Below are 13,562 nucleotides of genomic sequence, written 5' to 3'. Positions count from 1 at the left end.
TGTACTGCTTTACGTTCTTCTTTTGAAATATCCCAGTAATTTTTTTACATAACTTTCGTCTACCCTGTTGCTCAGTATCCCGGCGCCGTTCTTGGTAAAGGAATTCTGGAAATAACTTACCCGTTCTTGGTGATAGGCCGCATAATTGTTCCGTACTTTTTTAGACCCGGTGTTTACGGCGACAAGCTCTCCGGTTTCTTCGTCCTCGGCCATGATAAGCCCCAGGTTTGGAAGGCTCTCCTCGTGTCTGTCATACACACGGATACCGGTAATATCGTGTTTTTTACCTACGATCTTCAGGGTGTGGTTGTAATCTTCGGCCATGAAGTCCGAAAGGACAAAGACGATAGCTTTTTTCTTCATTACGTTCGACAGGAATTTGAGGGCTTCGCCAACATCGGTTCTTTTGCTTTCGGACTTGAATTCCAGTAGTTCGCGAATAATGCGGAGTACATGCGATTTTCCCTTTTTCGGGGGGATGTACAACTCTATTTTATCGGAAAAAAGAATAAGTCCTATCTTGTCGTTGTTCTGCAGGGCAGAAAAAGCCAGGGTGGCAGCTATTTCTGTGATTATTTCGTTTTTGAACTGTGCAGTGGTACCGAAAAACTGGCTGCCGCTCACATCTGCAATAAGCATCATAGTGAGTTCCCGTTCTTCTTCAAATACCTTAATATAAGGTTCGTTGTACCGGGCGGTGACATTCCAGTCTATATTACGCACATCATCACCGAACTGGTATTGGCGGACTTCACTGAATGTCATACCCCTTCCTTTGAAGGTAGAGTGGTATTCGCCTCCAAAGATATGATCGGACAACCGGCGTGTCTTGATCTCTATTTTCCTGACTTTCTTAAGTAGTTCTTTGGTATCCATACTGGCCCTTCCTGTTCCCTCCGGGGGAGGGTTTTTTACGATCTAACTCAGGAGCTAGACGTATTTATCTGTTTCATTATTCCCTTAGGAGAAAAAATAGTCATCTTTTGCAATATAAGACCGACATTTTCTAGGGAACTTCTACTTCATTTACAATTTTATTGATGATATCCACAGAAGTTATATTTTCGGCTTCCGCTTCGTAGGTAATACCTATTCTGTGGCGAAGGACATCGTGAACTACCGCTCTTACATCTTCGGGGATTACATAGCCCCTGCGCTTAATGAAAGCATAACACTTGGCCGCACTGGCCAGGTTAATACTTCCCCTTGGTGAAGCCCCGAAGTTGATGAGAGGTTTTATATCGGATAATTTGTATTTTTCCGGGTATCGTGTTGCGAAAATGATATCCAGAATGTACTTTTCGATTTTTTCGTCCATATAAACTTCCCGCATTGCTTGTTGAGCACGGAGTATCTGCTCCAGGGAAACTACGGGATTAACCTGTTCGAAAGCACCTTTCAGGTTGGCCCTGATAATGAGTTGTTCCTCGTCCAGTTTCGGATAGTCTATGACGGTTTTCAGCATAAAACGGTCTACCTGTGCTTCGGGAAGCGGATAAGTACCTTCCTGCTCTACCGGGTTTTGGGTGGCCATTACCAGGAATGGTTTGTCCAGGATGAAAGTTTCATCTCCAATGGTAACCTGTTTCTCCTGCATGGCTTCCAGAAGTGCAGACTGCACCTTGGCCGGAGCCCTGTTTATTTCATCCGCCAGGACGAAATTCGCGAAGATAGGCCCCTTTTTGATAGAAAAATCATTTTCTTTAATGTTGTAGATCATAGTTCCGACCACATCGGCCGGAAGCAGGTCCGGGGTGAACTGTATCCTGCTGAAACTACCGTGCACTGCTTTGGCAAGCGTATTAATGGCTAGGGTCTTTGCCAGTCCCGGAACTCCTTCCAGGAGAATATGCCCCTGTGCCAGAAGCCCGATCAACAGCCGTTCTACCATGTGCTTCTGCCCCACAATGACCTTGTTCATTTCCAAGGTCAATAGGTCGACAAAAGCACTCTCTTTTTGTATTTTTTCATTGATAAGACCAATATCTGAAGTCCTGTTATCTTCCATCGATTTAATTTTTTCCGCCGTGAATATACTAAACCTAGCTATTACGATGCAAATTGAAAAATTAATTTAGAACCGGACAGTTAATTTATAGTTAAAAAATAAAATAGTATTTCGCTAATAACGTACTCTTTGCAAAAAATTATGATAAATTAACGACCGTGAATAATTTCCGGGAAATTTTAGAGAAGAATTTAAGGAAATAAGTAAATAAATCGGAATAGGAAGGGGTGTTTGATCGTGGGTTGTTTTTTTATCGGCGGGTTTACGCTCTTCTTTTATAATTGATGGGAATAAGAAATCCGGAAAGGTGCCTCGTACGAACAATTTCAGGCCCTTCCCGGATTTGTTTGTTTTACATGTCGAGATCTATAGTGCCGATATCCGATATTTCTCCGTTCGTGACAGTTATATTTTCAATGTTTACCACAGATAGCCCTGATTCGGAATCCGGTAGTAAAGTTACCGTATAAGTGCCTTCCGGTACACCGTAAAGTGAAAATGCACCATCCGTATCGGTGTAAGCGGAAATAATTTCTCCTTCGCCGGTTTCTACCGAAGCCAACACCTGAAAATCCGCTGGAGATACTGTGCCGGTAATAATTCCGGATGAAACTTCCGTACTTACCCGTATTACCGGTTTAAGAATAAATTGACCGGAAGTTCCGGCGTTTACAATAGATTGTTCTACGTCAAAATCAAGTATAAAATTATAGGTAAAACCCGCTTCGAGAGTTTCATGTATATTAAGTTTTAAACCCGACTGTTGGGCACTTGGTGTTGTAAGCGGAATTTCCGTTGCGTCTATAACAAGACTATTTTCATTTCCCAGTACCAGGCGCATTTGCTCTAATTTTCCCGCGGGAATATCATTCTCAACAAGAAGGGCATTGATTCCTCCGGTAAGTTCCAGAAGGTTATAGACCTTAGCTTCAACCGGGCCTATGCTCTCCCAATTGTCTTCTCCGTCACTGTTTTCCCATTTGATTTGTACATCCTGTACATCGATGTTAACGGCTTCGTAATCGCCGGGAGCATCTGTCAGTTTAACCGATACCCTGGCTGTTTGTTCGTTATTGTCATCGTCATCGCTGCACGAAGTAATCAGAAACATGCCGGAAAACATGACAATCGCTAGGAATTTTAAATGTTTCATAATGTCTGGTGTTTGTTAGTTAATGAACTCGTCGTTAAGCTTTTTGTGGTTACTGTAAAGACAGCTAAAAAGGGAACGAGTAAAAAAGTTAAGAGACTGTCTGAGAAAATACCTGTATTTTTTGGTTTACCGGTGTTATCAACTCTTTAACTAATTATAAAAAACAAATTTTCTAAAAAGGTTAACGATCATTTCAATAAGTAATTCCACATGTGAGAATCTTATGTTGAAACGGTTTAATTTTTAATATATTGTTCACGGATGCCTATAGAATAAAGTGTTACTTTTATACACGGGAATGTGATACGAACCGGAAAAATCGTAAAATAGTTCACCGTGATAACGGTTAACCTGGCATGTTGTATGTGCCGGTATTTACCGTAATTTGAGGACAGCCGTAAACAATCGTTTTTTTATGAAAGATGAAAAAATAGAATTTTCCAGGATTATTGCAGGTACGATGACCTGGGGAAGTTGGGGGAAAAAGCTATCGGGGAAAGAAATGGAAGAGCGTATGTACCATTGCCTGGAAAATGGGATAACTACTTTTGACCATGCCGACATTTACGGCGGATATACAACAGAAGAAGAGTTCGGGAAAGCTTATGCGAAAAGTAGTATCGCAAGAGAGGATATTCAGTTGATTTCCAAGTGTGGAATTCAGTACGTATGTGAAAATCGGGACAATAAGATAAAGCACTACAATTATACGGCCGACTATATTGTGGAATCCGTAGAACAGTCGCTTCGTAACCTCCGTACGGATTACCTGGACTTGTTATTGCTGCACCGTCCGAGTCCTTTGATGGACCCGGGTGAAATAGCCACGGCGGTGGAGAAGTTGCGTTTTTCAGGTAAGATCAAAGATTTCGGGGTGTCAAACTTTACCCCTTCGCAGATGGATCTTATTGGGGCCGTTGTAGAGGTGAGTGCAAACCAGATAGAATTTTCCATTACCGAATTTGATGCCATGCATAACGGAACCCTGGACTATTTGATGGTGAAAGGGATACTTCCTATGGCATGGAGCCCTCTGGGAAGAACATTTCGTGAGAAAACACAGCTAACGGACAGGATACAGCAACTTTTAATGGACCTGGTGGTGAAATATCGCGTTTCGGCCGACCAGCTTTTGCTGGCCTGGATACTGAAACATCCGGCAGGGATACACCCGGTGATAGGTACAACCTCCCCGGAACGGATAATCAATGCGGTAAAAGCTCCGGAGGTAGATATGGAAACAGAAGATTGGTTTTCGTTACTCGTAGCCAGCCAGGGACACAAAGTTCCGTAAATCCCATTAAATGGGTCTTATTTCCCAATGCCTGTCCTGATCCCGATAATTATCGGGATTGCCCCGAGTTAGTTGATTGATAATATAAAAACAGATTAACAACAGAATAATGTTCAGAATACGATGAATGAGGAAAAACACGATGATAAACAACGGCAACTCACAGCCCTTATAACGGGGGCAACCAGCGGTATAGGAAGAGCTACGGCAAGGGCTTTTGCCCGGGAAGGGATACGGCTGGTGCTATGTGGCAGGAGACCGGACCGTCTGGAAAATCTTAAAATAGAGTTGGCTGGTTTTACCGATGTACATACCCTGCAGTTCGATGTGAGCCGGAGGAAAGAAGTTTTTGAAGCTATAGAGAGCCTTCCCGTGTCATTTTCGGAAATTGATATACTTGTAAACAATGCCGGCAATGCCCATGGGCTCGATCCTGTTCAGTCCGGAAATATGGACGACTGGGATGCTATGATAGACAGTAATGTCAAGGGGCTTTTGTATGTTTCCAGGGCGGTAATGCCGCAAATGGTTAACCGGCAAAAAGGACATATAATTAATATAGGGTCCGTAGCGGCTAAAGAAGTGTATGCAGACGGCAATGTATACTGCGCCAGTAAACACGCCGTAGATGCCATAACACAGGGAATGCGGATCGACATGAATGCAAGCGGGATAAGGGTCGGGGCCATACATCCGGGGCTTGTGGAAACCGAATTCAGCAAAGTCAGGTTTAAAGGAGACGAAGGCAGGGCGGATACGGTGTACCAGGGGTTTAAATCTCTTCAGGCAGAGGATATAGCCGATATTATCCGGTTTGTGGTTACCAGGCCCTACCATGTAAACATTGCGGATCTGCTGGTGTTTCCGACAGCGCAGGCCAGTAGTAAACTGGTGCATAAAACGAATATGTAAAAAAGAAAAAAATGCCCGGATGAGATTTCGCAGCAATGGTTGGAAACGATCGTTTTGATGTGGAAATGTCCGGCAGTGTTACAAGACAGCCATGATTAACAAACGCCTTTTAGTAAAAAACCTTTTGGCACATAACGATGAAAACAGCTTTTACGATAAAAAGCGTTTCATCAATATTGGCGAAAGAGAAGGGAAGGCTAAATTTCTGAAACATGTCTGTGCACTTGCAAATTCCAATCCCAATAATAACTCCTTTATCGTGGTGGGAGTGGAGGACGAAGATAATATTATAGTCGGGACCGACTTCTTTGACGACAGCAAAATACAGAATCTCGTCAATGCCTACCTGGATAATCCTCCCCTTATTTCCTATGAAAATATTCCGTTCCCGCACCTGCCCGAAGGCAAAGTCGTAGGATTGGTGACCATACGGTCCAACGGAAAGCTGTGCTCCCTGCGCAGGAATATCTGGAAATATTATGGCGGGTCTGTTTTCTTCAGGGACGGCAGTATGAGTATGCCCAAGGTGTTCGATATAAAAATAAAGGACACCAATTCCAAAGTGGTAGCGGAGATAGAGCAGCATGCCCGGAATAACATAGAACTTACCCTGAACGGGGTCATAGATTTTATAAACAATAAGCACCGGGACCTGGAATCCCATTACAAGGTGTTCAAAGAGCAATTTGTGGTCTGTTGGGCCGGAATAACCAAAAAGGTAAGTGAGCCCGGAGTCAAGGGAACGGAGAAAGTTTATTATTCGCGGGTGGATATAGAACTTATTAATGAACAGGTACGGTTGTTTTACTCTGCATTGGATGAGGTGGAGATAAAAACGGATGACAATTCCTTTTCTACTACCGAATACATACACCTGGGACTCAATCATCAGCGGAAATACTACCCGCTGGAAACCGTAACTATAACGTTTAACGATAACGGTTCCTATAAAATAGACAGTATTCTTATTTTTGAACCCCCGCAGTACGACAAGAAATTACTGCATCACGTGTATAATACCAATAATGTGTTGCTGGAGAAAATAAAGAAAGGGATTTCTCTTGGTGCTGCCGAAAAAAAAGATGTGGAAAACTTGCCGGCAACCTACTTGATATGTGCGCTGAACGGATTTGAAGATGCTAAAGAAAAACTGGAAAAATACCGCGGAATTGTGAAAGAATACGACCGTAGCGTATACGAATCTCTGAAAGAGTCGCTGAGGGTATTGCGAAAAGTGAAGTATAGTTAAATATATCCTTTCCGGCTTTAAGGAAAGAGTCTGGGGATGTACGGACAGAACAGAAAAGATTAAAATGAGTAAGACATTTGTTATTGGAGACATTCACGGAGCTCTGCGGGCACTGGAGCAGGTTCTCGAAAGAGTGGAAATTAAGAAAGAAGATACTTTGGTTTTTCTGGGGGATTATGTAGACGGATGGAGCGAATCTCCGCAGGTTATAGATTTTCTTCTGGAGCTTGAAAATACCCGTACGTGCTTGTTTCTACAAGGAAATCACGACGATTTTTGTTATAAATGGCTCCGGAAGGGGGAGAGTAACGAGCAGTGGCTGTACCATGGCGGGCAGGCCACCAAAGATGCGTATCGGGGTATAGGGGAAGCTACCAGGAAGCGGCACATGGATTTTTTAGATCGGTTGCATAACTACCACCTGGATGCCGAAAACAGGTTGTTTCTGCATGCCGGTTTTACAAATCTCCGGGGAGTGGAACACGAGTATTTCCCGGAAATGTTTTACTGGGACAGGACCCTGTGGGAAATGGCATTGTCTCTCGATACTTCCCTGGATAAGGAAGAATACCGGTATCCGGCAAGGCTATCGCATTACAACGAAATCTATATAGGGCATACCCCCGTTACACGAATTGGGAAAATGACCCCGGTAAATGCGGCGAATATCTGGAATGTAGATACCGGAGCGGCCTTTAAGGGTCCGCTTACCATTATGGATGTGGATAGTAAAGTATTCTGGCAAAGCGATCCGGTGTGGGAATTGTATCCCGGGGAGAACGGGAGAAATTAAAATTTTCGCTCTTTAAACTGCCGGTAGAGTAGTTTGAAATCTATTTTTCCGCCTGTCATTTTGAGGTGGTCTATGATAATGACGGAACGGTGTATTTTTCGCTGTCCGTCTTTTACGGTATGGACAATATGGAGAAGGGTCCGCTTTTTCCCTGGTGTCAGTGCTTCGAAAAAATGTTCTCCTTCGGGATCGGAATCCAGAACTGCCCGGAACTCGTCGTCCATAGGCATGCCGTAGGTGGAAGTGTCCGGTTCCAGTGCAAGGTGTATTTCTTCGTTCGGATGCAGCCCGAGCTGCTTTAATTCCTTTTTGTTTATCAATATATAATACGAGCCGTCCCCTCTGGGCATGAGGGCGCAATGTTTCTTCACCTTGCCGTTCATGGTGCACAGTACTCTTTTATCCGTGGTCTTTGCGATCAATGTCTTTGCTATGGCATCCGGTACCGGGGCAATGAGTGTCCATAGCGGGGAATCGATTTTTACCAGGACGGAAGAAAAGGTTTCCATAGGCAAGGTTTATAATAGCTTTGCCGTAATTATACGAAGAGTGCTTTTAGCTCCGTGGCGTCATTGGGTTTCATCTTGCCCGCGAGAACCAGGCTGAGTTGTTTACGACGTAAAGCCGCATCGAAACGTGATTTATCCAGGTCGGTTTCCGGTTTTATGGAAGGGACGGTGACAGGTCTCCCTGTTTCATCTACCGCTACAAACGTATATATGGCTTCGTTGGCTTTTGTCCTGGAGCCACTTTCCCGGTCTTCTATCCAGACATCTATAAAAACTTCCATGGAGCTTTTAAAGGCCCTGGATACCGCAGCGTCTACGGTAACCACACTGCCCAGGGGGACTGCCCTGTTAAAGGCCACGTGGTTTACGGATGCGGTAACTACGATTCTTCTGGAATGTCTTCGCGCAGCAATACTGGCAGCCCTGTCCATTCTTGCCAGTAATTCCCCTCCGAAGAGGTTGTTCAGAGGATTTGTCTCACTGGGCAGGACAAGGTCGGTCATTATAGTTCTGGATTCTCCTGGAGTTTTTGCTTGCATTGTAGTGTAAGTGTATGAATTTTTGCAAATGTACAAAAATTATGTATCGGAGATGACAGCCTATGACCTCTTGGAAGGCACGAGAAAAGGAGTGTCTAACATGTGTTTTTCATATCCCGGGCTTCGTGTAGGAGTTGCCGGAAACTGGTTGTTAATATTCCTTTCCTGTCTCTGACAGGAGAGGGGGCGGAGGTGTATTTTACTGCAGGCGTATGGGTTAATTTTCGGAGATAAGGAGCCATGCTTCCGGAGCTTCGGGTTTGACCTTGTTCAGAAAGTTAATAGCTTCCCTGGCGTTCGTATAGCTTCCGAAGGTTACCTGGTGTAAGCCGTATTTTGTGGGATCGAGACGCTCCGGGGTATATCCTTTAGCCGAAAGCTCTTCCATTTTCTTTTCTGCATTTTCTTCCACGCGGAATGCACCTGCCACTACGTAATACAAAGGTTTTTTCGTTGCCTTAAGTGTAATGGAGGGCAGGCTCATGGGTGTAGTGTCGAAAAAAGTGGCCTGTTGTATGGTTTTTTGCAGTTGTTCCTGTGCTTGCTGTTCGGCCATCTGTATTTGCAACTGTTCCTTTTGTTGTCTCATTTTCAAGGATTGGTATCCTATGGTGCCAACAGAAACAGAAAGCAGCAGAATAGCGGCGTATTTAAGGTAAGACCTTTTTCGTGTACGTCTCTCCGGGGTGAAAAGTATGGGGACTTTTTCCTCCAGTAATTCCACTTCCTCTTTGAGGAGCTCCCTGGTAATCTCCCGCGAACTTACGGAACTGAGTCCGAAAGAATCCGTCAGGTAGTTCGTTTCGGTGAATGGCTGGAATTGTATGCTCCCTTCTTTGTTAAGCCAGAGAAGACCGATGTTTTTCAGCAATAGCTTTTCTCCCTGCTCCAGCGGTACTCTCCAGGAAAGAGCAGCTTTCTTTACGTTTTTTGTCGCTTCTTCGTACGGAATACCTTCCGTTTCGGAAATGTGTTTTATCAGTAATCCGTCGTTGGAAACGAGTTGGGCGTTAAAGGAAATAACCTTCGAAGGTGGAAAAAAAGTATGATTGTGTATCCTTGCGGACCTGAACTGGGTTAAAAATGAACCGAATTCCGGAACGGTAACGCATGAATACCTGTATAATAACTCGCTGATGTAGTGATCTAACTGCATAAAACAAAGATGGCGATTTTTTCCGGGTTGTAAAAGAAGAGGGATTAAAAATTTATTAACAGTTGTGGTTTGCAGGTGTTCAGGTTGGGAGAATATTCTTATTTTTACGGGGTATACCACCATCCCCAAAAAGAATTCTGTTTTAAAACACCTGATAACCAACCAAGTTATGAGTGCAACCGAATTGCTTTATATTCTCGCATTGCAATATGCCCCGAAAGTAGGAGATATCACTGCCAAAAAGCTTATTGCGCATTGCGGAAGTGCGAGGGCCGTCTTTGAAGAACGGCCGGACCTGTTGCAAAAGATAAACGGTGTGGGCAGATATGTTACGGAAAATCTTCGCAGACCTGAAAACCTCCGTGCGGCGGAAGAGGAATTACGTTTTATAGAAGAAAATAGTGTGGGATGGGCGTATTTCGAAGATGAAAACTATCCGGAAGCGTTGAAGCACTGTGTAGATGGTCCCGTATTGTTATTTAGTTCCGGGAGCATGGATCTGAAGCGGAAAAAGATGATCAGTATTGTCGGTACCAGGCGAATTACGACATATGGAAGGTATTTCTGTGAACGTCTTATTGCCGAACTGGCGCCTTTGGATCCGGTTATTGTCAGCGGGTTTGCTTATGGTGTGGATATAACCGCGCAAAAAGCCGCAATGAAAAACGGTTTGCAGACCATAGGCTGCCTGGCTCATGGCCTGAACCAGGTATATCCCAAAGCACACAAGCAATATGTTGAGCAGGTAGAGTCCAACGGAGGCTTTGTTACCGACTTCTGGAGCAGCAGCAAGCCCGAAAGGGAGAATTTCCTCAGGCGGAACCGTATCATTGCCGGGTTGTCCGAAGCGACTATTGTTATAGAATCTGCCGAAAAAGGCGGGAGCCTGGTAACGGCAGACATCGCTCATTCCTATAACAGGGAAATATTTGCTGTGCCGGGCCGGACGGACGACAGGTATAGTACGGGGTGTAATAACCTGATCAAAAGACAGAAGGCGCATATGCTCACTTCGGTAGAGGATCTGATCTATGTGATGGGCTGGCACCGGGAGTTACGGGCAGATCCGGCTCCGGAAGAACATACCGGGATAAATGACAGGAAGTCGCGGGTTGTACAGCCCGGTCTTTTTATGGAATTGGATGATGTGGAAAAAACGATCTATGATTTTCTTAGTGAGAATGGCAGGGAATTGCTCGATATAATTGCATTGCAATGCGGAATCCCGGTCTATAAAGTGTCGTCTACCCTCCTGAATATGGAAATGAAAGGAGCGGTGAGGCCCCTTCCGGGAAAATTATTCGAAGCGGTGGAGTAAAGCGGGGAGTTCGCGCCCCGGGGTAGTTGACTTCCTGCTTCGTACTTCTAACTTCATACTTTTCTCAGTATCCTATTTTACTTCTTACCCTTTTCAGTACTTCTCCTGCCACTTTTCTGGCTTTTTCCGCGCCAAAGGCAAGTGCCTGGTCTATCTCGTCCGGGTGGTTCATGTAGTAGTGAAAGCGTTCGCGTTCGGCAGCAAATTTTTCCGCAATCAGTTCGTAAAGGGCCTGCTTGGCATGGCCGTATCCGTACCCGCCTTTAATGTAGTTTTGACGCATGGCTTCTACCTGGTCCGGTGTGCCGAGTATTTTGTACAGGGCAAAAACGTTGCAGGTGTCCGGATTTTTGGGTTCTTCGAGGGGGGTACTGTCCGTTTCGATGCTCATCACCCGCTTGCGGAGTTGTTTGTCCGGGAGGAACAGGTTTATGGTATTCCCGCGCGATTTGCTCATTTTGCCACCATCCGTGCCCGGTATATATTGGGTGTTTTCCTGTACTTTTCCTTCGGGAATAACAAAAGTTTCACCCATTTTAGAGTGGAACCTGGTGGCTACATCCCTGGTGATTTCCAGGTGCTGCATCTGGTCTTTCCCCACGGGGACGATTTCGGCATCATACAGAAGAATGTCTGCGGCCATAAGCATGGGATAGCTGAACAAACCCGCATTGACATCTTCCAGCCTGTCTGCCTTGTCTTTAAAAGAATGGGCGAGTGTGAGCCGCTGAAACGGGAAAAAACAACTGAGATACCAGGCGAGTTCGGCAGTTTCCGGAACATCGCTCTGGCGGTAAAAAACCACTTTCTCTATATCCAGTCCGAAAGCGAGCCAGGTAGCGGCAACGTTATAGGTGTTTTGTCGTAGTTCCTCTCCGTTTTTTATCTGTGTCAGGGAGTGCATGTCCGCTATAAACAAAAAAGAGTCGTTTCCGGGTTGTTCTGACATTTGTATCGCGGGGAGTATTGCTCCCAGGATGTTTCCCAGGTGAGGTGTTCCCGTACTTTGTATGCCTGTTAGTATTCGTGCCATAGTTTTTTAGTCTCTCGTATTACACCTCTGTCGTCATCTTTTGCAGACCGGTGTTTCGCGGGGTTTGTTAGTATCGCAAATTCACGGATGTTTTTCATACCTTTCCGGGCCGTTAGGCGGATGAGGTGTTTTTAAAAGCGTTTTGCAAACGTTTTTTGTGAACAAGCGGGAATTATTGCCCTGCAAAATAAAAACAAAATAAAAACATTTGCCGCAGAATGGAAGATAAATTTTGAGAGTGTAGGAGGAGAAGGGCAGCCGGGAAGTAGAAAAACCGCTTTTGCTATACTGTAAAAGCGGTAAGGTAATTCGAACCATAATTTTTGAGGGACGAGCTATCTTTTAAACAACCCGACAATGAAAAGGACGACGACAGCACCGATAATCCCGGTAATGAGGTCCCCGAGTATACCGGAGCCTATGCTGATGCCCATAACCCCGAAAAGCCAGTTTCCTACAAATCCTCCCAGGATACCCAGAAGAATGTTAATAAGTACGCCAAATCCGCCGCCTTTCATAATTTTGCCGGCCAGCCATCCGGCGATGGCTCCAATAATAATTGCATATAACATAACAGGAATATTTAAAAGTTTTCATCTAAATATATGAATTTTTTTTAAAAGATTAACTTTGAATTATGATGAAATTACTTCGATACCCCTTTGTAATTATCTGGCGAATATGGTTCTATGTACTTATGCTCTGTACTATTATACTTCTTTCTCCCCTGTTTTTGGTACTTACTTCGTCCGACAGGTATTACCATCATTTCTTCTGGCTGGTACGAAATATCTGGGCCAATGTTATCCTGTACGGCATGGGGTTTTATCCTGTAATTGAAAGGGAGCAGGAAGTAGAACGCGGTAAGAGCTATGTGCTAATTGCCAACCATACGAGTATGACCGATATCATGCTTATGTTAAAAGCTTCCCGGAACCCTTTTGTGTTTGTAGGGAAAAAGGAACTGGCCAGAATACCTGTTTTCGGTTTTTTTTACAAACGGGCATGTATAATGGTAGACAGGAACAATATAAAAAGCCGTACAGAGGTTTATGAACGAGCTAAAAAACGCCTGGATAACGGGTTGAGTATTTGTATCTTTCCGGAGGGAGGTGTTCCGGAGGAAGATGTATTTCTCGACGAATTCAAAGACGGGGCTTTCCGGTTGGCCATAGCTTACCAGATACCCATAGTGCCTATGACCTTTGCGGATAATAAAAAGAGGTTTTCCTATACCTTTTTAAGCGGTAGTCCGGGGATTATGCGGGCAAAAGTGCATACTTTTATAGAAACTGCCGGGCTTACGGTGAATGACCGTATGGAATTAAAGACCCAAACCAGGAAAATAATCGGCGAGCAGTTGCATGCGTTTGAAGCGGAAGAGGAGAAGGGTAGGTAAAAGTTCGTTTTTCCGTTAATAACTACTTTTTATGTCTCTTTTCCCGGTGCCAAATAATCCGTAATTTTACCCTGCATATTTTTTGGGTCCGGGACATTGTTTTTTTATCCGGATCCGGACATGTTGACCAGGTCCGGTTAAAAGTTTACGCGTATTTCATGTTGCCTTAGCGAAGGCCTTCAGCCGAAATACCACCGGG

14 protein-coding genes are annotated in these 13,562 nt (G+C 44.5%); 6 read left to right on the top strand and 8 right to left on the bottom strand.

Going from position 1 to position 13,562, the window contains the following annotated elements; genetic code table 11:
• Positions 1 to 9: 9 nt before the first annotated feature.
• The 3 genes from ACVBDU_RS14570 to ACVBDU_RS14560 all read right to left on the bottom strand — a co-directional run bounded on the left by ACVBDU_RS14570 (position 10) and on the right by ACVBDU_RS14560 (position 3,161).
• Entirely contained in the window at positions 10 to 876 is an 867-nt protein-coding gene (locus ACVBDU_RS14570; protein ID WP_447180466.1) for a DUF58 domain-containing protein, read from the bottom strand.
• Between the two features lie 130 nt (positions 877 to 1,006).
• A complete protein-coding gene (locus ACVBDU_RS14565) occupies positions 1,007 to 2,008 on the bottom strand; it encodes an AAA family ATPase (protein ID WP_447180465.1) in 1,002 nt (333 codons plus the stop codon).
• 352 nt (positions 2,009 to 2,360) lie between these two features.
• Positions 2,361 to 3,161 carry a DUF4382 domain-containing protein gene (locus tag ACVBDU_RS14560; RefSeq protein ID WP_447180464.1) on the bottom strand — a complete coding sequence of 267 codons (801 nt, stop codon included), beginning with the start codon at positions 3,159 to 3,161 and terminating at the stop codon, positions 2,361 to 2,363.
• Between the two features lie 415 nt (positions 3,162 to 3,576).
• On the opposite strand from ACVBDU_RS14560, the gene ACVBDU_RS14555 reads away from it, so the two are divergent.
• The 4 genes from ACVBDU_RS14555 (at position 3,577) to ACVBDU_RS14540 (ending at position 7,409) form a co-directional block, all read left to right on the top strand.
• Positions 3,577 to 4,455, top strand: coding sequence for an aldo/keto reductase (locus tag ACVBDU_RS14555; RefSeq protein ID WP_447180463.1), 879 nt, complete (start codon positions 3,577 to 3,579; stop codon positions 4,453 to 4,455).
• A 123-nt stretch (positions 4,456 to 4,578) separates the two neighbouring features.
• A complete protein-coding gene (locus tag ACVBDU_RS14550; RefSeq protein WP_447180462.1) occupies positions 4,579 to 5,367 on the top strand; it encodes an SDR family NAD(P)-dependent oxidoreductase in 789 nt (262 codons plus the stop codon).
• Positions 5,368 to 5,458: 91 nt separating this feature from the next.
• The gene (locus ACVBDU_RS14545; protein ID WP_447180461.1) at positions 5,459 to 6,616 is read left to right on the top strand and encodes an ATP-binding protein; all 1,158 of its coding nucleotides are present in this window, start codon (positions 5,459 to 5,461) and stop codon (positions 6,614 to 6,616) included.
• Positions 6,617 to 6,680: 64 nt separating this feature from the next.
• Positions 6,681 to 7,409, top strand: coding sequence for a metallophosphoesterase (locus tag ACVBDU_RS14540; RefSeq protein ID WP_447180460.1), 729 nt, complete (start codon positions 6,681 to 6,683; stop codon positions 7,407 to 7,409).
• On the opposite strand, the gene ACVBDU_RS14535 is transcribed toward ACVBDU_RS14540, so the two are convergent.
• From ACVBDU_RS14535 to ACVBDU_RS14525, 3 genes are all read right to left on the bottom strand, one after another.
• Positions 7,406 to 7,918, bottom strand: coding sequence for a DUF1905 domain-containing protein (locus tag ACVBDU_RS14535; protein ID WP_447180459.1), 513 nt, complete (start codon positions 7,916 to 7,918; stop codon positions 7,406 to 7,408). The two genes, ACVBDU_RS14540 and ACVBDU_RS14535, sit on opposite strands and share 4 nt — an antisense overlap.
• Before the next feature lie 29 nt (positions 7,919 to 7,947).
• Positions 7,948 to 8,457, bottom strand: a complete 510-nt coding sequence (locus ACVBDU_RS14530) for an acyl-CoA thioesterase (RefSeq protein ID WP_447180458.1) — start codon at positions 8,455 to 8,457, stop codon at positions 7,948 to 7,950.
• A gap of 217 nt (positions 8,458 to 8,674) precedes the next feature.
• Positions 8,675 to 9,613, bottom strand: coding sequence for an HU domain-containing protein (locus ACVBDU_RS14525; protein WP_447180457.1), 939 nt, complete (start codon positions 9,611 to 9,613; stop codon positions 8,675 to 8,677).
• Positions 9,614 to 9,782: 169 nt separating this feature from the next.
• Here ACVBDU_RS14525 and dprA point away from each other — a divergent pair, with 169 nt between their 5' ends.
• The gene (dprA, locus tag ACVBDU_RS14520) at positions 9,783 to 10,931 is read left to right on the top strand and encodes a DNA-processing protein DprA (RefSeq protein WP_447180456.1); all 1,149 of its coding nucleotides are present in this window, start codon (positions 9,783 to 9,785) and stop codon (positions 10,929 to 10,931) included.
• A 64-nt stretch (positions 10,932 to 10,995) separates the two neighbouring features.
• On the opposite strand, the gene trpS is transcribed toward dprA, so the two are convergent.
• Both trpS and ACVBDU_RS14510 read right to left on the bottom strand, forming a co-directional pair.
• On the bottom strand, positions 10,996 to 11,964 hold the full coding sequence (gene trpS, locus ACVBDU_RS14515; RefSeq protein ID WP_447180455.1) for a tryptophan--tRNA ligase: 969 nt from the start codon (positions 11,962 to 11,964) through the stop codon (positions 10,996 to 10,998).
• A 335-nt stretch (positions 11,965 to 12,299) separates the two neighbouring features.
• Positions 12,300 to 12,536 (bottom strand): GlsB/YeaQ/YmgE family stress response membrane protein, encoded by a 237-nt coding sequence (locus ACVBDU_RS14510; protein ID WP_447180454.1) that lies wholly within the window; start codon positions 12,534 to 12,536, stop codon positions 12,300 to 12,302.
• A gap of 65 nt (positions 12,537 to 12,601) precedes the next feature.
• Between ACVBDU_RS14510 and ACVBDU_RS14505 the strand changes: the two genes are divergently transcribed.
• Complete coding sequence (locus ACVBDU_RS14505; protein ID WP_447180453.1) at positions 12,602 to 13,363, top strand: lysophospholipid acyltransferase family protein; 762 nt, start codon at positions 12,602 to 12,604, stop codon at positions 13,361 to 13,363.
• The last annotated feature ends 199 nt before the right edge of the window (positions 13,364 to 13,562 follow it).

This window comes from Sinomicrobium endophyticum (assembly GCF_052983315.1).
The sequence above is the reverse complement of the archived record's forward strand: the minus strand, read 5'-3'. Positions and strand labels throughout refer to the sequence as shown.